The sequence below is a fragment of the Streptomyces sp. NPDC007863 genome (assembly GCF_040633895.1).
Classification (GTDB): domain Bacteria; phylum Actinomycetota; class Actinomycetes; order Streptomycetales; family Streptomycetaceae; genus Streptomyces.
On record NZ_JBEYEI010000002.1, the window covers coordinates 341,768 to 362,915 of the forward strand.

The following is a 21,148-nucleotide window of genomic DNA, read 5'->3' on the forward strand; positions in this document are numbered from 1 at the left end:
TGTGGGACGCCGCGCCGCTCGATGCGGATCAGAGGCCCCGCTGCGGATACCATCGACATGGCTGAACCGTGTTCATTCAGGTTCCGTGGAACCGTCACCGTCCCGGAAGGGGGCCTCTCGCGTGAGTGTGCTCGACGAGATCATCGAAGGCGTGCGCGCCGACCTCGCAGAGCGGCAGGCGCGGGTCTCCCTCGACGAGCTCAAGGAGCGGGCCGCCAAGGCCCCGCAGGCCAAGGACGGGGTCGCCGCGCTGCGCGGCGACGGCGTCACGGTGATCTGCGAGGTCAAGCGCTCCAGCCCGTCCAAGGGAGCCCTCGCGGCCATCGCCGACCCGGCGGGGCTCGCCGCCGACTACGAGGCGGGTGGCGCCGCCGTCATCTCCGTCCTCACCGAGCAGCGCCGCTTCGGCGGCTCGCTCGCCGACCTGGAGGCCGTGCGCGCCCGGGTGGACATCCCGGTCCTGCGCAAGGACTTCATCGTCACCGCCTACCAGCTCTGGGAGGCCCGGGCGTACGGAGCGGATCTCGCGCTCCTCATCGTCGCCGCCCTGGAGCAGGAAGCCCTCGTCTCCCTCATCGAGCGCGCCGAGTCCATCGGGCTCACCCCGCTCGTCGAGGTCCACGACGAGGAGGAGGTGGAGCGCGCGGTCGACGCCGGCGCCCGGATCATCGGCGTCAACGCCCGCAACCTCAAGACCCTCCAGGTCGACCGCTCCACCTTCGAGCGCGTCGCCCCGGAGATCCCGGCCGGCATCGTCAAGGTCGCCGAGTCCGGCGTCCGCGGCCCGCACGACCTCATCGCCTACGCCAACGCCGGCGCCGACGCGGTGCTGGTCGGCGAGTCGCTGGTCACCGGCCGCGACCCGAAGACCGCCGTCGCCGACCTGGTCGCCGCCGGCGCGCACCCCGCCCTGCGGCACGGGCGGAGCTGACCCGACCGTGACCCCGCGCCGCGCCGTGCCGACCGCCCCGGGCTCCGCAGCCCGCGGGCCCGTCGGTGTGCGCGCGGTCGCCGTGGCGGCCCACGCCCGGCTCGCCCGGGGCTGCCGGCCCCGCGGCTGCCGGGCGCCCGCCCGCCGGGTCCACGGCCGCCGGGTCCGCCACTGCATCGGCTCCGAACCGGGCACGGTCCCCGGCATGCGATGGCGCGCCCGCACCTCACACGCGCGCCCGTCGTTTCGTCGTGGGCATACGTTCCGCTAGGGCGGAACGGGTGGGCACAACGGAACGGCACCCTTCGCGGGTGCCTCCGCACCTGCGCCTGAACCCGCACCCCTGAGAAGCCGTGCGTCGGGTGCGGGCTCAGGCCCGGAAGGCCTAGGCCCGGCAGAGGGGCGCCGTCCCTGTGCCCACCCGTCCCTCCCCCAAGGACTTCGTCCAGGGGGGACCCCCAAGCGGGACGATTGCCCACAGGGACGGCGGGATCGCCGCGCGCGTGTGTACGAAGCGAGTCACGTCCTATCGACCGCATCGCCCCGCGAGGAGCAGCATCAGCATGACCAGCGAGTTCTTCATCCCGGACCCGGAGGGTCAGGTCCCGTCGCCCGAGGGCTACTTCGGCGCCTTCGGCGGCAAGTTCATCCCCGAGGCCCTCGTCGCCGCCGTCGACGAGGTCGCCGTCGAGTACGAGAAGGCCAAGAACGACCCCGAGTTCGCCCGCGAGCTCGGCGACCTCATGGCCAACTACACCGGCCGGCCCAGCGCCCTCACCGAGGTCCCCCGGTTCGCCGAGCACGCCGGCGGCGCCCGGATCTTCCTCAAGCGCGAGGACCTCAACCACACCGGCTCGCACAAGATCAACAACGTGCTCGGCCAGGCCCTGCTGACCAGGCGGATGGGCAAGACCCGGGTCATCGCCGAGACCGGCGCCGGCCAGCACGGCGTCGCCACCGCCACCGCCTGCGCCCTCTTCGGCCTCGACTGCACCATCTACATGGGCGAGGTCGACACCCAGCGCCAGGCCCTCAACGTGGCCCGGATGCGGATGCTCGGCGCCGAGGTCGTCGCGGTGAAGTCCGGCAGCCGCACCCTCAAGGACGCCATCAACGAGGCGTTCCGCGACTGGGTCGCCAACGTCGACCGCACGCACTACCTCTTCGGCACCGTCGCCGGACCGCACCCCTTCCCGGCGATGGTCCGCGACTTCCACCGGGTGATCGGCGTCGAGGCCCGCCGCCAGCTCCTGGAGCGGGCCGGCCGCCTCCCCGACGCGGCGATCGCCTGCGTCGGCGGCGGCTCCAACGCCATCGGCCTCTTCCACGCCTTCCTGCCCGACACCGGCGTCCGGCTCATCGGCTGCGAGCCGGCCGGCCACGGCGTCGAGACCGGCGAGCACGCGGCCACCCTCACCGCCGGCGAGCCCGGCATCCTGCACGGCTCCCGGTCGTACGTCCTCCAGGACGACGAGGGCCAGATCACCGAGCCGTACTCGATCTCGGCGGGCCTCGACTACCCGGGCATCGGCCCCGAGCACTCGTACCTCAAGGACACCGGCCGCGGCGAGTACCGGGCCGTCACCGACGACGCCGCCATGCAGGCGCTGCGGCTGCTCTCCCGTACCGAGGGCATCATCCCGGCCATCGAGTCGGCGCACGCGCTCGCCGGCGCCCTGGAGGTCGGGAAGGAGCTCGGCAAGGACGCGCTCCTCGTCGTGAACCTCTCCGGCCGCGGCGACAAGGACATGGACACGGCCGCCCGCTACTTCGGCCTGTACGACGGGGAGGGGTCGAAGTGACCACCGGGAACATCCAGCTGCTCGCCGACACCCTCGACCGCGCGAAGGCCGAGGACCGGGCCGCGCTCATCGCCTACCTCCCGGCCGGCTTCCCGACCGTGGACGGCGGCATCAAGGCGGTCAAGGCGGCCTTCGAGGGCGGCGCCGACGTCGTCGAGGTCGGCCTCCCGCACAGCGACCCGGTCCTGGACGGCCCCGTCATCCAGACCGCCGACGACATCGCCCTGCGCGGCGGCGTGAAGATCGCCGACGTCATGCGGACGGTGAAGGAGGCCCACGAGGCCACCGGCAAGCCGGTCCTCGTCATGACCTACTGGAACCCGATCGACCGGTACGGCGTCGAGCGCTTCGTCCGGGAGCTCGCCGAGGCCGGCGGCGCCGGCTGCATCCTGCCCGACCTGCCGGTCCAGGAGTCCGCGCTGTGGCGGGAGCACGCCGACGCGCACGGTCTCGCCACCGTCTTCGTCGTCGCCCCCAGCAGCAAGGACGAGCGGCTCGCCACCATCACGGCGGTCGGCTCCGGCTTCGTCTACGCCGCCTCCCTCATGGGCGTCACCGGCACCCGCGCGTCGGTCGGCGAGCAGGCCGCCGACCTGGTCCGCCGCACCCGGGTCACCTCGAAGATCCCGGTCTGCGTCGGCCTCGGCGTCTCCAACGCCGTCCAGGCCCGCGAGGTCGCCGCCTTCGCCGACGGCGTCATCGTCGGCTCGGCCTTCGTCCAGCGGATCCTGGACGCCGACGGCGACGAGGCCGCCGGACTCGCCGCCGTAAAGGAACTGGCGGCCGAACTGGCGGACGGCGTACGCCGCAGCTGATCACCCGATGTAGTCCATTCGGGTGGATATGGGACCGGGGAGGCGCGGACGCGCCTCCCCGGTTCGTTGCTGTGGGCGTGAGCGAGAAGAACCGTGACGGTAGTAACAAGAGCGCGCGGGAGCGCCTCCAGCAGCAGCGCGAGCGCGAGAAGGCCCGTGAGAAGCAGCGGCGGGTCCTCATCGTGACGGCGGGAGTGGTCGGCGTCCTCGGCCTCGCCGCCGTCGTCGGCGTGATCGCCGCGAGCGGCGACAAGGACTCCGGGTCCGACAAGGCCGGGCCCGTCGTCGCCCCCTCCGGCTCCATCGAGGGCGACAAGCCGGCCATCCCCACCGGGAAGACGGACGCCCCGTCCACCCTCCAGATCTGGGAGGACTTCCGCTGCCCGGCCTGCGCCCAGTTCGAGAACGTGATGCGGGACTCCATCCACGAGCTGGAGTCCGCCGGGGCACTCAAGGCCGAGTACCACCTCGCCACCCTCATCGACGGCAACATGGGCGGCAGCGGCTCGCTGCGCGCGGCGAACGCGGCGGCCTGCGCCCAGGACGCCGGAAAGTTCACCCCGTATCACGACACGCTGTACACCAACCAGCCGCAGGAGACCGACGACGCCTTCGGGAACAACGCCAAGCTGATCGAGCTGGCCGCCAAGGTCCCCGGCCTCGACACGCCGTCGTTCCGCTCCTGCGTCGAGGACGGCACGCACGACAGCTGGGTGGAGAAGTCAAACGAGGCCTTCCAGAACGGCGGCTTCCGCGGCACCCCGTCCGTCCTGCTCAACGGAGAATCGATCTTCCCGACCAAGGACGGCGAGCAGATCTCGCCGGAGAACCTGAAGAAGTGGGTCGCCGAGGCCAACAAGGGCAAGAAGCCGGGCACGGCCTCCCCCTCGGCCGGATAGCGCCGACGGGTTAGTTACCCAGACGTTGCCGGGCGGGCTGCCGGTCCGCCCGCCCGGCAGGGTAGCGTCGGACCTGCCATGGACCTTGCCTACATTCCCAGCCCGTCGACCGGTGTCATCCACCTCGGACCGATCCCGCTGCGCGGCTATGCCTTCTGCATCATCCTCGGTGTCTTCGTCGCCGTCTGGCTCGGCAACAAGCGCTGGATCGCCCGGGGCGGCACCGCCGGCACCGTCGCCGACATCGCCGTCTGGGCGGTGCCGTTCGGCCTCGTCGGCGGACGCCTCTACCACGTGATCACCGACTACCAGCTGTACTTCAGCGAGGGTGAGAACTGGGTCGACGCCTTCAAGATCTGGGAGGGCGGCCTCGGCATCTGGGGCGCCATCGCCTTCGGCGCCGTCGGCGCCTGGATCGGCTGCCGCCGCCGGGGCATCCCGCTCCCGGCGTACGCGGACGCCATCGCGCCCGGCATCGCCCTCGCCCAGGCCATCGGCCGCTGGGGCAACTGGTTCAACCAGGAGCTGTACGGCAAGCCCACCGACCTGCCGTGGGCGCTGAAGATCACCGAGAGCGCCAACCGCGAGGCCGGGCTCTACCACCCGACCTTCCTCTACGAGTCGCTCTGGTGCATCGGCGTCGCGCTCCTCGTCATCTGGGCCGACCGCCGCTTCAAGCTCGGCCACGGCCGCGCCTTCGCCCTGTACGTGGCCGCCTACTGCGCCGGCCGCGGCTGGATCGAGTACATGCGGGTCGACGAGGCCCACCACATCCTGGGCCTGCGCCTCAACGTGTGGACCGCGATCATCGTCTTCCTGCTCGCCGTCCTCTACATGGTCCTCTCGGCGCGGATGCGCCCGGGCCGCGAGGAGATCGTCGAGCCCCGCTCCCGCAAGCCGGTGGACATGGAGAAGACCGAGCAGGCGGAGGAGACGGAGCAGGCGGACGACGCCGAGGACGCCGGTGAGCCCGCCGAGGACGCGGAGGAGTCCGGCGACGCCGATTCCGGCGGTGACGTCGAGAACGGCGCCGGATCGGCCGCCAAGAAGGGCTGACCCGCCGCACGGAACACGAGGGCCGCCGGGACCGAGGAGGTCCCGGCGGCCCTCGCGCGTGTCCCGGTACGGGTCAGCAGACGCGGTCCGCGAGGGCCAGGACCCGGTGGGCGCCCGCCACCACCGCCGCGTCCACGAACCGGCCGTCCGCCAGGGCCAGCGCGCCCCGGTCGGTCTCGGCCGCCGCCACCACCGCGCGGGCGGCGTCGACCTCCTGCGGGGTCGGCAGATAGGCCCGCTCGATCACCGGGAGCTGCCGGGGGTGGATGGCGGCCCGGCCGAGGAAACCGAGCGCCCGGCCCCGGGCGCAGCCGGCGGCGAGGGCGTCGAGGTCGCCGATGTCCGCGTGGACCGACTGCACGGGCGGCGGCAGCCGCGCCGCCCGGGCCGCGACCACGATCCGGCTGCGCGGCCAGTCGAGCCCGCTGTCCTCGCGTACCCCCAGGTCGGCGCCGAGGTCGGCCTCCCCGAGGGAGAGGCCGCGCACCGCCGGGTGGGCGGTGGCGATGGCGTACGCCTGCTCCACGGCCAGCGCGTCCTCCAGGAGCGGGTACAGCGGGAGGCCGGGGGCGAGCTCGCTGATCCGGTGGATGTCGGAGGGGTGTGTCACCTTGGGTACACGGAGACCGCCGAGGCCGGGGAGGGAGGCCAGGACGGGGATGTCGCGCGGGGTGTGGATGCGGACGTGCACCGGGACCGGGTGGGCGTCGGAGAGCAGATCGACGGTGGCGTCGAGGGCGTACGCCTTGCGGTCCGGGGCGACCGCGTCCTCCAGGTCCACGATGACCACGTCGGCGCCCGAGCCGAGCGCCTTGCCGACCACCTCCGGGCGGTCGCCGGGGGCGTACAGCCAGGTGAGGGGGAGACGGCCGCGGTGGCGGCGGCCGTTCACGGCGCCCGGGGCGCTCATACCGCCCCCTGGGCGCGCAGGGCGCTGATCTCGGCCGGGGCGAAGCCGGCCGCGGTCAGGACCTCGTCGGTGTCGGCGCCGTGCGGGCGGCCGGCCCAGCGGATCCCGCCGGGCGTCCCGGAGAGCCGGAAGAGCACGTTCTGCATGCGGATCGGGCCGAGTTCCGGGTCGGGGACCTCGGTGACCGTGCCGAGCGCCTGGAACTGGGGGTCGGCCAGGACGTCCCGGACGTCGTAGACCGGGGCGATCGCGGCCTCCGCCTTCTCGAAGGCGGCCATGGCCTCGTCACGGGTGTGGCGGGCGATCCAGGAGCCGACGGCCTCGTCGAGGACGTCGGCGTGCGCGGCGCGGCCCGTGCCGTCGGCGAACCACGGCTCGTCGATCAGCTCGGCGCGGTCCACCAGGCGCATCACGCGCTCGGCGATGGACTGAGCGGAGGTGGAGACGGCCACCCAGGAGCCGTCGGAGGTCCGGTAGGTGTTGCGGGGGGCGTTGTTGCGGGAGCGGTTGCCGGTGCGCGGCTGGACGTAGCCGAGCTGGTCGTACCAGAGGGGGTGGGGGCCGACGACGGAGAGCATCGGTTCGATGATGGCCATGTCGACGACCTGGCCCTGGCCGGTCGTCGTCCTCGCGGTGAGCGCGGTCATCACCGCGTACGCGGTGGCGAGGGCGGCGATCGAGTCGGCGAGGCCGAAGGGGGGCAGGGTCGGCGGGCCGTCCGGCTCGCCGGTGATCGCGGCGAAGCCGCTCATCGCCTCGGCGAGGGTCCCGAAGCCGGGGCGGTGGGCGTACGGCCCGAACTGGCCGAAGCCGGTGACCCGCGCGAGCACGAGGCGGGGGTTGACCGTGGACAGCTCGTCCCAGCCCAGGCCCCAGCGCTCCAGGGTGCCGGGCCGGAAGTTCTCCACGATCACGTCGGCGTCGGCGGCCAGCCGGAGGAGGGCGTCCCGGCCGCCGGGCGTGGACAGGTCGAGGGTGACGGTCCGCTTGTTGCGGCCCAGGACCTTCCACCACAGGCCCACCCCGTCCTTGGCGGGGCCGTGGCCCCGGGACGGGTCGGGCTTGCGGGGGTGCTCGACCTTGACGACGTCGGCGCCGAAGTCGCCGAGCATCATGGCGGCCAGCGGCCCGGCGAAGAGCGTCGCCAGATCGAGGACGCGCAGCCCCTCCAGGGGCGGGGCGGGGGAGGGGGCGGTGGTCATGCGGGATCGGCCTCCAGGGACGCGGGGGAGCCGAGGGCCGTGTCGATCTCGGTGCGGTACGGCATCGAGGTCGACGCGCCCTCGCGCCGGACGGACAGCGCGGCGGCCGTGCCGGCCCAGGCCAGCGCCTCGGGCACGGGACGGCCCTCGCCGAGGGCGACCGCGAGGGCGCCGACGAAGGTGTCGCCGGCCGCGGTGGTGTCCACGGCCCGCACCCGGGGGGCGGGCACGGAGAGCAGATCCGCGCCGCGCGCCGCGTAGAGACAGCCGGCCGCGCCGAGGGTGACGACGACCTCGGGGACGACTTCGAGGAGGGCGAGCGCGGCGGCGTGCGGGTCGGCGCGGCCGGTGAGCGCCGTGGCCTCGTGCTCGTTGGGTACCAACAGGTCGGTGACGTCGAAGAGTTCGGGCGGCAGCGGCTGGACGGGGGCCGGGGTGAGGACGGTCTTCACGCCGCTCCGGCGGGCGTGCGCGGCGCCGTCGACGACCACGGAGAGGGGGAGTTCGAGCTGGAGGAGGAGCAGGTCGGCGGTGGTGATCAGGGCCTCGTCGCCCTGGCTGAGGGAGGTGACGGTGCCGTTGGCGCCGGGGACGACGACGATCGCGTTGCCGCCCTCGTCGTCCACGACGATGTGCGCGGTGCCCGAGGGGCCCTCGACGGTGCGGAGCAGGTCGGTGTCGACGGAGCAGTGCTCCAGGACGTCGCGGAGCCGGTGGCCGAAGTCGTCGGCGCCGACCGCGCCGATCATGGCGACCTCGCCGCCCGCGCGGGCGGCCGCGACCGCCTGGTTGGCGCCCTTGCCGCCGGGGATCGTGCGGAACGAGCGGCCGGTGACGGTCTCGCCGCGGGCCGGTGCCTTCGCCACGTACGCGACGAGGTCCATGTTGGTGCTCCCGAGCACCACGATGCTGGTCATGGGCGTACTGCCTCCAGGTGCGTCAGGTCGGCGAGGGCGTCGAAGCCGGTGCCGTCGAAGGACGGCACCGACGTCGAGAGCCGGTTCTTGAGGGGGGAGGTCCAGCGGTCCGGGAGCCGGTCCGGATGTCCGGCGAGGAGACCGGCGACGGAGCCGGCGGTGGCGCCGTTGGAGTCGGTGTCCCAGCCGCCGGAGACGGCCGCGCAGACGGAGCGGGTGAAGTCGCCGTCGGCGTGGGTGAGGGCGGCGGCGAGCAGCGCGGTGTTCGGCACGGCATGGACCCAGTGGTACCCGCCGTAGCGGGCGTGCAGCCGGTCGACGACGGTGTCGAACGCGGGGACGGCGCGGGCGGTGGCGATGCCGTACCGGACGGCCCCGGCGAGCCGGGAGCGGGGCGGGACGACGGAGAGGCCGGCGGCCAGCGCCCGGTGGACGTCGTGGCCGCCGTCCGCGGCGGCGGCCAGGGTCGCGGCGACGAACATCGCGCCGTGGACGCCGGAGCCGGTGTGGCTGAGGACGGCGTCCCGGTGGGCCTGGGCGGCGGCCCCGGCCGGGTCGCCGGGGCGGGTCCAGCCGTGGACGTCGGCCCGGATCTGGGCGCCGATCCACTCCCGGAAGGGGTTGCGGCGGACGGCGGTCAGCGGCGGTTCGACGCCGTCGAGGAGGTTGCGGTAGGCGATCCGCTCGGCGGTGAAGGTCCGGCCGGCGGGGAGTTCGTCCAGCCACAGGCGGGCGACGTCGGCGGTGGTGAAGCCGCGGCCGTGGCGGCGGAGGAGGAGCAGGGCGAGGAGGGGGTAGTTGAGGTCGTCGTCCTCGGGCATGCCGTCGATGTTCTCGGCGAGCGAGGTGGGGGCGGAACGGCGGTTCCAGGGGTGCGCGGCCAGCAGCTCGGGCGCCACCCCGCGCGCGGTGAACCAGTCGTCGAGCGGCCAGTTCCCCGCGGCCCGGGCGAGCGCCCGGATCGCGTCCAGCGGCAGCTTCTCGACCGGCTTCCCGAGCAGACATCCGACGGCCCTGCCGAGCCAGGCGGCGTGCAGCCGGTCGCGGAGGGCGGGGTCGTGGGCCGCCCCGTCCGGTCCGGGGGCGGGCCAGTCGGGGCAGGCGGCGACGATCGCGTCGAGGGCGGTGGGTTCGTCGGCGGCGAGGGGGGAGGGGAGGGCGGCGAGGGCGTCGAGCAGCTCCTCGGCGAGCGGCCGCAGGTCCGGCCGCGCGTCGGGGGAGGCGCCGGCGGCGGGCGGCGCGGGGTGCCCGCCGGCGGCGTACCAGCGGGCCGCGCACTCCCGCGCGTCCCGCCCGTCCTCGCCGGCCTGCCGCAGCTCGTGCCCGACGAGGTCCTCGGGCTGCACCCAGGTGAGACGGAGGGCGGCCGCGGGTGCCGTGCGGCCGCGCGGGGCGGGCGGGGCGGCACGGCCGGGCGGCGTGGACGCGACGAGGGGGGCGGGTGCCGCGTCCGTCATCGGGTCGTGCCCGTCAGGGTGGCGCGGGCGGACTCGTGGGCGCGGCGGCGGGCGGCGTCGCGGGCGAAGACCTCGGCGGCCACGGCGGCGAGGGAGCGGGCCGGGGCGTGGAGGTCGAGGCGGCTGGCCTCCGCCACCCGCTTCGCCCACTCCGCGGGGACGGCCGCCTCGCCGTGCAGGGCGCCGGCGATCGCCCCCGCCATGGTGGCGATGGAGTCGCAGTCGCGGCCGTAGTTGACCGCGCCGAGGACCGTACGGCGGTAGTCGCCCTCGCCGACCAGGAGCATGCCGAGCGCGATCGGCAGCTCCTCGATGGAGTGCAGGCGGGAGGGGCGGCGGGCGTCGAGACCGGGACTGCGGTAGTCGGGGCCGACGGAGTCGTACGGGGCCACCGCCCGGCGCAGCGGTACGAGCGCGGACTCGAAGTCGCGGTGGCGGTCGGCGACTTCGGCGACCGCCTCGATCGCGGCGCGGGTGCCGTCCTTGGCGAGGGCCAGGACGGTGTCGACGACCGTGCGCGGGGTGGCGCCGGGGACGCAGGCCGCCGCGACCGCCGCCGCGAAGACGCCCGCGGCCTCGCGGCCGTACGAGGACTGGTGGGCGCCGGCGACGTCGATCGCCTCGGCGTACGCGCCGTGCGGGTCGGCGGCGTTGACCAGGCCGACCGGGGCCATGTACATCGCGGCGCCGCAGTTGACGATGTTTCCGGTGCCGGCCTCGCGGGGGTCGTTGTGCCCGTAGTGGAGGCGGGCGACCAGCCACTTCTCGGCGAGGAAGATCCGCTGGAGCGGCAGCGCCTCCGCCTCCAGCTCGGGGATCCACACGGGCGTGCCCATGAGTTCGGGGACGAGGTGGTCCGCGACCGCGTACGCGTCGAGGTGGTCGCGGACCCGTTCGTACACCCGGACCAGGGCGTGGGTCATCAGGGTGTCGTCGGTGACGTGCCCGTCGCCCTTGTGGTACGGGGCGATGGGGCGGGCGGTGCGCCAGGCGTCGCCGTTCCAGGGGCCGACGACGCCGGTGACGCGGCCTCCGTGGCGTTCGGTGATCTGCTCGGGGGTGTACCCCTCCACGGGGCCGCCGAGGGCGTCGCCGACGGCGGCCCCGAGGAGACTTCCGGTGATCCGGTCATCCAGTGTGGGTGTCATGTCGGAATTGTCCACCTGGGGGTGCCGGTTCCGTGGCTCCCAGGAGCCCGGCGAGTTCCACCAGGTCCGTACCGGCGAGGCGGGGGAGCGCGCAGCCGGAGAGCGTCCGGCAGGCGTCCCGCCAGCTCGCCGGGACCGAACGGCCGCCGCCGAGGGCGCCGGTGAGCGCGCCGGCCAGGGCGGGGGCGGAGTCGGCGACCCGGGACAGGCAGGCGGCCGCCGGGACGGCGGCGGTCATCGCGCCGCGCGCGGCGACGGTCAGCGCGAGGGCGACCGGGACGGTCTCGGCGGCGGCGATGCCGTAGCTGTAGACGTGGTCGACGATCTGGTGCTCCAGGAGGGGGACCAGTTCGAAGGCGGTGTCGGCGGTGCGGGCCAGCTTCACGGCGTGGCGGGCGTTGCGGCCGATCTCGGTGACGGACGGGAGTTCGGCGAGCGCGGCCTCGACGGCGGTGTCGGGGTCGGCGCCGCCGAGGGCCGCGGCGACCGCGGCGGCGGTGGCGCGGGCGCCGTGGACGCCGTCGCCGTCCTGGGTGTACCGGGCGTCGAACTCGGCGAGTTCGGCGGCGGCGCGCGGGTCGCCGGGGTGGACGGTCGCGAGGACGGCGGCGCGGACGCAGGCGGCGTCGTCGAAGTAGTGCGGGTTGTCGTGGCCGGTGGCGGGCGGGCGCAGCCCGGTGGCCAGATTGCCGAGGCCGGCGCGGACGGAGATGCGGGCGCGGAGGGGGAGGACGGCGGACTCGATCTCCAGCGCGCGGTCGGCGGCGGCCGCGACCTGGCCCGCGAGGTGGTTCCAGGCGACGTCGACGGCGGCGCGCAGGCGGCGCTCCGTGGGGAGGGCGGCGAAGAGGGGGCCGGTGGCGGCCAGGACCGCCTCCGCGGTGAAGGCCGCCCACTCGGCGTCGTCGGAGGGGCCGAGGCGGAGGGGCTCGGGGGGCTGGTTCAGGGCGATGGGGACGGGGAGGGTGGTCGTCGCGTTCTGCTCCGCGAAGGTGTCGAGTTCGCGGGTCAGGCGGCGGGTCCACTCGGGCATGCGGGCGGCGCGGTGCCGGGCGGCGGGCCAGCCGGCGGCGTCGCCCGCGGCGAGCCCGAGCAGCAGCCCCTCGACCCGGTCGCGGCTCGCTCCGGCCCGGGCGGCCGGCCCCGGAGCCTCCGCCGCGTGGGGGGCGGGCCAGGTGCCGGTGGTGCGGGGGGCGGCGGTTCGGGGCGTACCGGCGCCGGGCGCGTCGGTCGCGTGAAGGGCGCCCGGCACCGGGGGCGGCTCCGGCAGGACGGCGGCCCGTTCGACGGCGCCCCGCACCGGCAGGCCCGGCGGGGCGAGGTCCCGCGTGTCGGTGGCAACGGACGCTGCGGGGGCGACGGGGGCAGCCGGGGCCGCAGGGGTCGTACGTTCCGTGGGGGGTGTCGCGTTGGTCGTGGTGGGGGCGCTCATGGGGTGGGCTCCGGGGTGAGGAGGTCGGCTACTTCCAGGACGTGGTGGCCGCGCATCGTGGGGAGGCAGCTGCCGGTGACCGGGGTGATGGCCGTTGCCCATTCGTGGGGGATCGCCGTGACGCCGCCCGCCGCGCCGGCCAGGGCGCCGGCCACCGCGGCCGTGGTGTCGGCGTCGCGGCCCATGTTCACGGCCGTCAGGACCGCCGTGCGGAAGTCGCCGCGGGCCGCCGCGAAGGCGCCGAAGGCGAGGCCGACGGCCTCCGGGGCCAGGTCGGTCCAGGGGTAGCCGCCGATGACCACCGCGGAGCGGACCTGGCGTTCGCGGGTGAGCGGGTCCGGCTGGACCCGCTGCGCCGCGACCACCGCGCGGCGCAGCGAGCGGGCCGTCCAGGAGTCCATGGGGATCACCGAGAGGGCCGCCGCGATGACGGAGGTGACCGTCGCGCCGGACATCGCCGCCGCGACGCCCGCCGCGACCGCCTGGCCTCCGTAGATGCCCTCGCCCTCGTGGCTGACGCTGCCGTCGATGGCGACCAGGCGGGCGGCCTCCGCCGGGCGGCCCGCGGCGAAGACGCCGAAGGGGGCGGCCCGCATGGCGAGGCCGTCCGACCACGCGTGGCGGTGCTGGGCGGAGATGGGGGCCGCCAGGCCGCGCCGGAGGTTCTCCAGGGTGCCGCGCTCCGAGAAGCCGGCGCCGCGGAAGGGGCCCTCGTCGAGGTCGGCGATCCAGCGGTGCCAGGCCCGCTCGACGTGGGCGACGGTGAGCGCCGAGCCGTGCCGGGCGAGCAGCAGCGCCGAGAAGATCGCGTACTCGGTGTCGTCGGTGCCGGCGGGCCGGTCCGTCAGGAAGCCCTCGATCCGGCCCCAGCGGCGGCGGATCTCGGAGGGCTTCATGTTCTCGGCGGGGGCGCCGAGCGCGTCGCCGACGGCGAGGCCGAGCATCGCCCCCCTCGCCCGTTCCCGGGTGTCGCATGCCGTGGTCACCATCCGCGCGCCCCTTCCCTCGGTGCGGGCACCGCTTCGGCGGTACCCCATCGCCTGGATCTGTGCCACGGCGGGCCGGCGACTCGCCGGTGGACGGCTTCTGTCACCCGTCTGTCGGTGGGGGAAGGGGGGTTGAGGGGGTGTCAGGCAAGGCTTCCCACACTGAGGCGGGCCTTACTAAGTACGGCCTGCCTTGCTGGCGGGACCCTTACATCGGGCGTATTTTCGAGTGCGTTGGGGGCGGCGGGTGCGACCCGGCCCGCCGTGACGAGGGGAGAAGCATGTCCATCATCGAAGCCCAGGCACCACTGCACGAGGCGCACCGAGACAACCACACCCACCGTGACGTGAACGGCGGTTGGCTGCGGCCCGCGGTCTTCGGCGCGATGGACGGACTGGTCTCGAACCTCGCCCTGATGACCGGCGTCGCCGGCGGTGCCGTCTCCTCGCAGACCATCGTCGTCACCGGCCTCGCGGGCCTCGCGGCCGGCGCCTTCTCCATGGCGGCCGGCGAGTACACCTCCGTCGCCTCGCAGCGCGAACTCGTCCAGGCCGAACTGGACGTGGAGCGCCGGCAGTTGCGCAAGCACCCGATCGACGAGATGGAGGAGCTCGCCGCCCTCTACGTCTCCCGGGGCGTGGAGCCCGCGCTCGCCCGCGAGGTCGCCATGCAGCTGTCGAGGGATCCCGAGCAGGCGCTGGAGATCCACGCCCGCGAGGAGCTGGGCATCGACCCCGACGACCTGCCGTCGCCGATGGTCGCCGCGGTGTCGTCCTTCGGCTCCTTCGCGCTCGGCGCGCTGCTGCCCCTGCTGCCGTACCTGCTCGGTGCGACCGCGCTCTGGCCGGCGGTCCTCCTGGCGCTCCTCGGGCTCTTCGGCTGCGGCGCGCTGGTCGCCCGCGTCACCGCCCGCGGCTGGTGGTTCAGCGGCCTGCGCCAGCTGCTTCTCGGCGGTGCCGCGGCGGCCGTGACGTACGGCCTCGGCATGGCCTTCGACGCGGTCCTCTAGCCCGCGGAGGCGTCGCCCTCCCGTCCGCGGAATCCGTACCGTCCGGCCCGCGGAATCCGTACCGCCCTCCATGCCCGAGGGGCCCCGCAAGGGGCCTTTCGGGCTTTTCGGGATGACTTTTCGGGACCCAAGCCTCATTCTCGCTGTGACGCATATCCCTGTTCGGAATCCGCGCGGCGGTGAGACACTATGCACGACGCCACATATGTAGCCGGTTACCCGGCGGTTTCGAACCCGTGACCACCGGGAAAGAGGCAGAAGCGTCGTTGGGCAATGAGGCCCTTCCGAGACGGACCGGTACGGTTCCGTCCCCCGCGGAGCAGTCACGGTGCAGTCACTGCCGCCGCATCCAGAGGAAACAGGTGAACGCGCACCACCGCTCCGTGTCGGAGGTGTCCGCATGCTGGAACGAGCTATCCGCTAGGCGAGAAGCACGCCATCATGTAACCTGCACGAAATTTCGCGGAGGGCCAACGTCGTCCCTCGGCATCTGCATATGCCACGACGACGACGGGAGAGCCGATGCGTTCCGACGCCTGGTCGCCCATGGACGGTCGCCCCGCCCCCCAGGGCATGTACGACCCCCGTAACGAGCACGACGCCTGCGGCGTCGGGTTCGTGGCCACCCTCACCGGTGTGGCCAGCCACGCGCTGGTCGAGCAGGCGCTGACCGTACTGCGCAATCTCGAACACCGCGGCGCCACCGGCTCCGAGCCGGACTCCGGCGACGGCGCCGGCATCCTGCTCCAGATCCCGGACGCCTTCTTCCGCGCCGTCACCGGCTTCGAACTGCCCGCGGCCGGCGCGTACGCGGTGGGCACCGCCTTCCTCCCGGTCGACGGCGCCGACGAGACCGCCGCCGCCGTCGAGGCCATCGCCGCCGACGAGGGCCTCACCGTCCTCGGCTGGCGCGAGGTCCCCGTCGCCCCCGCGCTGCTCGGCGCCACCGCCCGCGCCACCATGCCGGCCTTCCGCCAGCTCTTCGTCACCGACGGAGAGACCACCGGCATCGCCCTGGACCGCAAGGCCTTCGTGCTGCGCAAGCGCGCCGAGCGCGAGGCCGGGGCGTACTTCCCGTCGCTCTCCGCCCGCACCCTCGTCTACAAGGGCATGCTGACCACCGGCCAGCTGGAGCCCTTCTTCCCGGACCTGTCGGACCGGCGCCTGGCCTCCGCCATCGCCCTCGTCCACTCCCGGTTCTCCACCAACACCTTCCCGAGCTGGCCGCTCGCCCACCCGTACCGCTTCGTCGCCCACAACGGCGAGATCAACACGGTCAAGGGCAACCGCAACTGGATGACGGCCCGCGAGGCCCAGCTCGCCGGCGACGTCTTCGGCGAGAGCAAGGCCGGCAAGGGCCTGGACCGGATCTTCCCGATCTGTACGCCGGACGCCTCCGACACCGCCTCCTTCGACGAGGTCCTGGAGCTGCTCCACCTCGGCGGCCGCTCGCTGCCCCACTCGGTCCTGATGATGGTCCCCGAGGCGTGGGAGAACCACGACTCCATGGACCCGGCCCGGCACGCCTTCTACCAGTACCACTCCACGATGATGGAGCCCTGGGACGGCCCGGCCTGCGTCACCTTCACCGACGGCGTCCAGGTCGGCGCGGTCCTCGACCGCAACGGTCTGCGCCCCGGCCGCTACTGGGTCACCGACGAGGGCCTCGTCGTCCTCTCCTCCGAGGTCGGCGTCCTCGACATCGACCCCGCCAAGGTCGTCCGCAAGGGCCGCCTCCAGCCCGGCCGGATGTTCCTCGTCGACACCGCCGAGCACCGCATCATCGAGGACGACGAGATCAAGGCCGGCCTCGCCGCCGAGCAGCCCTACGCCGAGTGGCTGGAGACCGGGGAGATCGAGCTCTCCGACCTCCCCGAGCGCGAGCACATCGTGCACACCCACGCCTCGGTCACCCGCCGCCAGCAGACCTTCGGCTACACCGAGGAAGAGCTCCGCGTCCTCCTCGCCCCGATGGCCCGCTCCGGCCTGGAGCCGATCGGCTCCATGGGCACCGACTCGCCGATCGCGGCCCTCTCCGAGCGCCCCCGGCTCCTCTTCGACTACTTCACCCAGCTGTTCGCGCAGGTCACCAACCCGCCGCTGGACGCCATCCGTGAAGAGCTCGTGACGAGCCTCCGCTCCTCCCTCGGTCCCCAGGGCAACCTGCTCGACCCGACCGCGGCCTCCTGCCGCTCGGTCACCCTGCCCTTCCCGGTGATCGACAACGACGAGCTGGCCAAGCTCATCCACATCAACCACGACGGCGACATGCCGGGCATGAAGGCCGCCACGCTCTCCGGCCTCTACCGGGTCTCCGGCGGCGGCGAGGCCCTCGCCGCCCGCATCGACGCCATCTGCGCCGAGGCCGACGCGGCGATCGAGGGCGGCGCCCGCCTGATCGTCCTCTCCGACCGGCACTCCGACGCCGAGCACGCGCCGATCCCCTCGCTGCTGCTCACCGCCGCCGTCCACCACCACCTCATCCGCACCAAGCAGCGCACCATGGTGGGCCTGCTCGTCGAGGCCGGTGACGTCCGCGAGGTCCACCACGTCGCCCTGCTCATCGGCTACGGCGCCGCGGCGGTCAACCCGTACCTCGCCATGGAGTCCGTCGAGGACCTGCTCCGCGCCGGCACCTTCCTGTCGGACATCGAGCCCGAGAAGGCCATCCGCAACCTGATCTACGCCCTCGGCAAGGGCGTCCTCAAGGTCATGTCGAAGATGGGCATCTCCACGGTCGCCTCCTACCGGGGCGCCCAGGTCTTCGAGGCCGTCGGCCTCGACGAGGAGTTCGTCGGCCGGTACTTCAACGGCACCGCCACCAAGATCGGCGGCGCCGGTCTGGACGTCGTCGCCCAGGAGGTCGCCGCCCGCCACGCCAAGGCGTACCCGGCCACCGGCATCGCCTCCGCGCACCGCGCGCTGGAGATCGGCGGCGAGTACCAGTGGCGCCGCGAGGGCGAGCCGCACCTGTTCGACCCGGAGACCGTCTTCCGCCTCCAGCACGCCACGCGGAACAAGCGGTACGACATCTTCAAGAAGTACACGGACCGGGTGAACGAGCAGTCCGAGCGCCTGATGACGCTCCGCGGCCTGTTCGGCTTCGCCGCCGAGGGCCGTACCCCGATCTCGATCGACGAGGTCGAGCCGGTCTCCGAGATCGTCAAGCGCTTCTCCACCGGCGCCATGTCGTACGGCTCCATCTCCCAGGAGGCGCACGAGACCCTCGCCATCGCCATGAACCGGCTCGGCGGCAAGTCGAACACCGGTGAGGGCGGCGAGGACCCGGAGCGCCTGTACGACCCGGCGCGCCGCTCCTCGATCAAGCAGGTCGCCTCCGGCCGCTTCGGCGTCACCTCCGAGTACCTGGTCAACGCCGACGACATCCAGATCAAGATGGCCCAGGGCGCCAAGCCCGGCGAGGGCGGCCAGCTGCCCGGCCACAAGGTCTACCCGTGGGTCGCCAAGACGCGTCACTCGACGCCCGGCGTCGGCCTCATCTCGCCGCCGCCGCACCACGACATCTACTCCATCGAGGATCTGGCCCAGCTGATCCACGACCTGAAGAACGCCAACCCGCGGGCCCGCATCCACGTGAAGCTGGTCTCCGAGGTCGGCGTCGGCACGGTCGCGGCCGGCGTGTCCAAGGCCCACGCGGACGTCGTCCTCATCTCCGGCCACGACGGCGGCACCGGCGCCTCCCCGCTGACCTCGCTGAAGCACGCGGGCGGCCCCTGGGAGCTCGGCCTCGCCGAGACCCAGCAGACGCTGCTGCTCAACGGCCTGCGCGACCGGATCGTCGTGCAGACCGACGGACAGCTGAAGACCGGCCGTGACGTCGTCATCGCCGCGCTGCTCGGTGCCGAGGAGTTCGGCTTCGCCACCGCGCCGCTCGTCGTCTCCGGCTGCGTCATGATGCGCGTCTGCCACCTCGACACCTGCCCGGTCGGCATCGCCACCCAGAACCCGGTCCTGCGCGACCGCTTCTCCGGCAAGGCCGAGTACGTCGTCAACTTCTTCGAGTTCATCGCGCAGGAGGTCCGCGAGCTCCTCGCCGAGCTGGGCTTCCGCACGATCGAGGAGGCCGTCGGCCACGCCGAGCTGCTCGACACCAGCCGCGCCGTCACTCACTGGAAGGCGCAGGGCCTGGACCTGGAGCCGCTCTTCTACGTGCCGGAGCTGCCCGAGGGCGCGGTCCGCCACGCCCTGATCGAGCAGGACCATGGCCTGGAGAAGGCGCTCGACAACGAGCTGATCCAGCTCGCCGCCGAGGCGCTGAACGCCGACTCCGCCGAGCAGGCCCAGCCGGTCCGCGCCCAGGTCGCGATCCGCAACATCAACCGCACGGTCGGCACCATGCTCGGCCACGAGGTGACGAAGAAGTTCGGCGGCGCCGGCCTCCCGGCCGACACCATCGACCTCACCTTCACCGGCTCCGCCGGCCAGTCCTTCGGCGCCTTCCTGCCGTCCGGTGTCACCCTCCGCCTGGAGGGCGACGCCAACGACTTCGTCGGCAAGGGCCTCTCCGGCGGCCGTGTGATCGTCCGCCCCGACCGGGGCGCCGACCACCTGGCCGAGTACTCCACCATCGCGGGCAACACCATCGCGTACGGTGCCACCGGCGGCGAGCTCTTCCTGCGCGGCCGCACCGGCGAGCGCTTCTGCGTCCGCAACTCCGGCGCCCTGGTCGTCTCCGAGGGCGTGGGCGACCACGGCTGCGAGTACATGACCGGAGGCACGGCGGTCGTCCTCGGCGAGACCGGCCGCAACTTCGCGGCGGGCATGTCCGGTGGCGTCGCCTACGTCATCGACCTCGACCGGTCCAACGTCAACTCCGGCAACCTCGACGCCGTCGAGGCCCCGTCGGACGCCGACAAGGCGTGGCTGCACGACGTCGTGCGCCGCCACCAGGAGGAGACCGGCTCCACCGTGGCCGAGAAGCTCCTGGCCGACTGGGACGCGGCGGTGAGCCGCTTCAGCAAGATCATCCCGACCACGTACAAGGCAGTGCTCGCCGCCAAGGACGCCGCTGAGCTCGCCGGTCTCTCCGAGCAGGAGACCACCGAGAAGATGATGGAGGCGGCGACCCATGGCTGACCCGAAGGGCTTTCTCACCACCGGCCGCGAGGTCGCCCAGACCCGCCCCGTCGCGGAGCGCGTCCGCGACTGGAACGAGGTCTACGTCCCCGGCTCCCTGCTGCCGATCATCAGCAAGCAGGCCGGCCGCTGCATGGACTGCGGCATCCCGTTCTGCCACAACGGCTGCCCGCTCGGGAACCTGATCCCCGAGTGGAACGACTACGCCTACCGCGAGGACTGGTCGGCGGCGTCCGAGCGCCTCCACGCCACCAACAACTTCCCGGAGTTCACCGGCCGCCTGTGCCCGGCTCCGTGCGAGTCGGCGTGCGTGCTCGGCATCAACCAGCCGGCCGTCACCATCAAGAACGTCGAAGTCTCCATCATCGACAAGGCGTGGGACGCCAACGACGTCACGCCGCAGGTGCCCGAGCGCCTCTCCGGCAAGACCGTCGCCGTCATCGGCTCCGGCCCGGCCGGTCTCGCCGCCGCCCAGCAGCTGACCCGGGCCGGCCACACCGTGGTCGTGTACGAGCGCGCCGACCGCATCGGCGGCCTGCTGCGCTACGGCATCCCCGAGTTCAAGATGGAGAAGCGCCACATCAACCGCCGCATCGAGCAGATGCGCGCGGAGGGCACCAAGTTCCGCACCGGCGTCGAGGTCGGCCGCGACATCACCGCCACCGACCTGCGCAAGCGGTTCGACGCGGTCGTGGTCGCCGCCGGCGCCACCACCGCCCGCGACCTGCCCGTCCCGGGCCGCGAGCTGGCCGGCATCCACCAGGCGATGGAGTACCTGCCGCTCGCCAACAAGGTCGTCGAGGGCGACTTCGTGGCCTCGCCGATCACCGCCGAGGGCAAGCACGTCGTCGTCATCGGCGGCGGCGACACCGGCGCCGACTGCGTCGGCACCGCCCACCGCCAGGGCGCGGCCTCCGTCACCCAGCTGGAGATCATGCCGAAGCCGGGCGAGGAGCGGAACGCGGGCCAGCCCTGGCCGACCTTCCCGATGCTGTACAAGGTCACCTCGGCGCACGAGGAGGGCGGCGAGCGGGTCTACTCCGTCTCCACCACCCACTTCGAGGGCGACGAGGACGGCAACGTCCAGTTCCTCCACCTCATCGAGGTCGAGTTCGTCGACGGCAAGCTGACCCAGAAGCCCGGCACCGAGCGGAAGATCCCCGCCCAGCTGGTCACCCTCGCCATGGGCTTCACCGGCACCGACGTCGTCAACGGCCTGGTCTCCCAGTTCGGCGTGGAGCTCGACGAGCGGGGCAACATCGCCCGCGACGCGGACTTCGCCACCAACGTCGACGGCGTGTACGTCGCCGGCGACGCCGGCCGCGGCCAGTCGCTGATCGTGTGGGCCATCGCGGAGGGCCGCTCGGCCGCCCGCGGCGTGGACCGCTACCTCACCGGCGCCAGCTCCCTGCCGGCCCCGATCCGCCCGACGGACCGGTCCCTGCTGGTCTGACCGGCCCCACCGAACGTCCCGTACAACGGCGTA

Annotated in this window: 16 protein-coding genes; 9 read left to right on the top strand and 7 right to left on the bottom strand. The window is 73.6% G+C overall.

From position 1 onward, the window contains the following. Positions 1-121: 121 nt before the first annotated feature. The 6 genes from trpC to lgt all read left to right on the top strand — a co-directional run bounded on the left by trpC (position 122) and on the right by lgt (position 5,503). Positions 122-931: an indole-3-glycerol phosphate synthase TrpC gene (trpC, locus tag ABZ621_RS04195; protein WP_360600479.1), complete on the top strand. Its 810-nt coding sequence runs from the start codon at positions 122-124 to the stop codon at positions 929-931. Positions 932-998: 67 nt separating this feature from the next. After that, the gene (locus ABZ621_RS04200; RefSeq protein ID WP_360600823.1) at positions 999-1,202 is read left to right on the top strand and encodes a hypothetical protein; all 204 of its coding nucleotides are present in this window, start codon (positions 999-1,001) and stop codon (positions 1,200-1,202) included. Positions 1,203-1,494: 292 nt separating this feature from the next. After that, entirely contained in the window at positions 1,495-2,733 is a 1,239-nt protein-coding gene (gene trpB / locus ABZ621_RS04205) for a tryptophan synthase subunit beta (protein ID WP_360600480.1), read from the top strand. Continuing rightward, a complete protein-coding gene (trpA, locus tag ABZ621_RS04210) occupies positions 2,730-3,548 on the top strand; it encodes a tryptophan synthase subunit alpha (RefSeq protein ID WP_360600482.1) in 819 nt (272 codons plus the stop codon). The genes trpB and trpA overlap by 4 nt, the downstream gene beginning before the upstream one ends. 77 nt (positions 3,549-3,625) lie before the next feature. Next, complete coding sequence (locus tag ABZ621_RS04215) at positions 3,626-4,447, top strand: thioredoxin domain-containing protein (RefSeq protein WP_360600484.1); 822 nt, start codon at positions 3,626-3,628, stop codon at positions 4,445-4,447. 78 nt (positions 4,448-4,525) lie between these two features. After that, positions 4,526-5,503: a prolipoprotein diacylglyceryl transferase gene (lgt, locus tag ABZ621_RS04220; RefSeq protein WP_360600486.1), complete on the top strand. Its 978-nt coding sequence runs from the start codon at positions 4,526-4,528 to the stop codon at positions 5,501-5,503. A gap of 73 nt (positions 5,504-5,576) precedes the next feature. On the opposite strand, the gene ABZ621_RS04225 is transcribed toward lgt, so the two are convergent. From ABZ621_RS04225 to ABZ621_RS04255, 7 genes are read right to left on the bottom strand one after another with little or no spacing between them, the layout of a single operon-like run. Next, positions 5,577-6,413: a CoA ester lyase gene (locus ABZ621_RS04225; RefSeq protein ID WP_360600488.1), complete on the bottom strand. Its 837-nt coding sequence runs from the start codon at positions 6,411-6,413 to the stop codon at positions 5,577-5,579. After that, positions 6,410-7,615: a CoA transferase gene (locus ABZ621_RS04230; protein ID WP_360600490.1), complete on the bottom strand. Its 1,206-nt coding sequence runs from the start codon at positions 7,613-7,615 to the stop codon at positions 6,410-6,412. Before ABZ621_RS04230 ends, ABZ621_RS04225 begins: the two co-directional genes overlap by 4 nt. Beyond that, positions 7,612-8,532 (bottom strand): ribokinase, encoded by a 921-nt coding sequence (gene rbsK / locus ABZ621_RS04235; protein ID WP_360600492.1) that lies wholly within the window; start codon positions 8,530-8,532, stop codon positions 7,612-7,614. Before rbsK ends, ABZ621_RS04230 begins: the two co-directional genes overlap by 4 nt. Further along, positions 8,529-9,989, bottom strand: coding sequence for an ADP-ribosylglycohydrolase family protein (locus tag ABZ621_RS04240; RefSeq protein ID WP_360600494.1), 1,461 nt, complete (start codon positions 9,987-9,989; stop codon positions 8,529-8,531). The genes rbsK and ABZ621_RS04240 overlap by 4 nt, the downstream gene beginning before the upstream one ends. Next, a complete protein-coding gene (locus ABZ621_RS04245; RefSeq protein ID WP_360600496.1) occupies positions 9,986-11,137 on the bottom strand; it encodes an ADP-ribosylglycohydrolase family protein in 1,152 nt (383 codons plus the stop codon). Before ABZ621_RS04245 ends, ABZ621_RS04240 begins: the two co-directional genes overlap by 4 nt. Continuing rightward, positions 11,118-12,569, bottom strand: coding sequence for an ADP-ribosylglycohydrolase family protein (locus ABZ621_RS04250; protein WP_360600498.1), 1,452 nt, complete (start codon positions 12,567-12,569; stop codon positions 11,118-11,120). The genes ABZ621_RS04245 and ABZ621_RS04250 overlap by 20 nt, the downstream gene beginning before the upstream one ends. Continuing rightward, positions 12,566-13,558, bottom strand: coding sequence for an ADP-ribosylglycohydrolase family protein (locus ABZ621_RS04255; protein ID WP_360600500.1), 993 nt, complete (start codon positions 13,556-13,558; stop codon positions 12,566-12,568). Before ABZ621_RS04255 ends, ABZ621_RS04250 begins: the two co-directional genes overlap by 4 nt. A 278-nt stretch (positions 13,559-13,836) precedes the next feature. Here ABZ621_RS04255 and ABZ621_RS04260 point away from each other — a divergent pair, with 278 nt between their 5' ends. The 3 genes from ABZ621_RS04260 (at position 13,837) to ABZ621_RS04270 (ending at position 21,115) form a co-directional block, all read left to right on the top strand. Beyond that, positions 13,837-14,565 carry a VIT1/CCC1 transporter family protein gene (locus tag ABZ621_RS04260; RefSeq protein ID WP_360600502.1) on the top strand — a complete coding sequence of 243 codons (729 nt, stop codon included), beginning with the start codon at positions 13,837-13,839 and terminating at the stop codon, positions 14,563-14,565. Positions 14,566-15,087: 522 nt separating this feature from the next. Next, positions 15,088-19,662, top strand: a complete 4,575-nt coding sequence (gene gltB, locus ABZ621_RS04265) for a glutamate synthase large subunit (protein ID WP_360600504.1) — start codon at positions 15,088-15,090, stop codon at positions 19,660-19,662. Next, on the top strand, positions 19,655-21,115 hold the full coding sequence (locus ABZ621_RS04270; protein ID WP_360600506.1) for a glutamate synthase subunit beta: 1,461 nt from the start codon (positions 19,655-19,657) through the stop codon (positions 21,113-21,115). Before gltB ends, ABZ621_RS04270 begins: the two co-directional genes overlap by 8 nt. Positions 21,116-21,148 lie beyond the last annotated feature (33 nt).

Bases quoted from the DNA above. Each gene is read 5' to 3' on its own strand.
- trpB (WP_360600480.1), top strand. From the start codon at position 1,495: ATGACCAGCGAGTTCTTCATCCCGGACCCGGAGGGTCAGGTCCCGTCG.
- lgt (WP_360600486.1), top strand. From the start codon at position 4,526: ATGGACCTTGCCTACATTCCCAGCCCGTCGACCGGTGTCATCCACCTC.
- ABZ621_RS04225 (WP_360600488.1), bottom strand. From the start codon at position 6,413: ATGAGCGCCCCGGGCGCCGTGAACGGCCGCCGCCACCGCGGCCGTCTC.
- ABZ621_RS04230 (WP_360600490.1), bottom strand. From the start codon at position 7,615: ATGACCACCGCCCCCTCCCCCGCCCCGCCCCTGGAGGGGCTGCGCGTC.
- rbsK (WP_360600492.1), bottom strand. From the start codon at position 8,532: ATGACCAGCATCGTGGTGCTCGGGAGCACCAACATGGACCTCGTCGCG.
- ABZ621_RS04240 (WP_360600494.1), bottom strand. From the start codon at position 9,989: ATGACGGACGCGGCACCCGCCCCCCTCGTCGCGTCCACGCCGCCCGGC.
- ABZ621_RS04245 (WP_360600496.1), bottom strand. From the start codon at position 11,137: ATGACACCCACACTGGATGACCGGATCACCGGAAGTCTCCTCGGGGCC.
- ABZ621_RS04250 (WP_360600498.1), bottom strand. From the start codon at position 12,569: ATGAGCGCCCCCACCACGACCAACGCGACACCCCCCACGGAACGTACG.
- ABZ621_RS04255 (WP_360600500.1), bottom strand. From the start codon at position 13,558: ATGGTGACCACGGCATGCGACACCCGGGAACGGGCGAGGGGGGCGATG.
- ABZ621_RS04260 (WP_360600502.1), top strand. From the start codon at position 13,837: ATGTCCATCATCGAAGCCCAGGCACCACTGCACGAGGCGCACCGAGAC.
- gltB (WP_360600504.1), top strand. From the start codon at position 15,088: ATGCGTTCCGACGCCTGGTCGCCCATGGACGGTCGCCCCGCCCCCCAG.
- ABZ621_RS04270 (WP_360600506.1), top strand. From the start codon at position 19,655: ATGGCTGACCCGAAGGGCTTTCTCACCACCGGCCGCGAGGTCGCCCAG.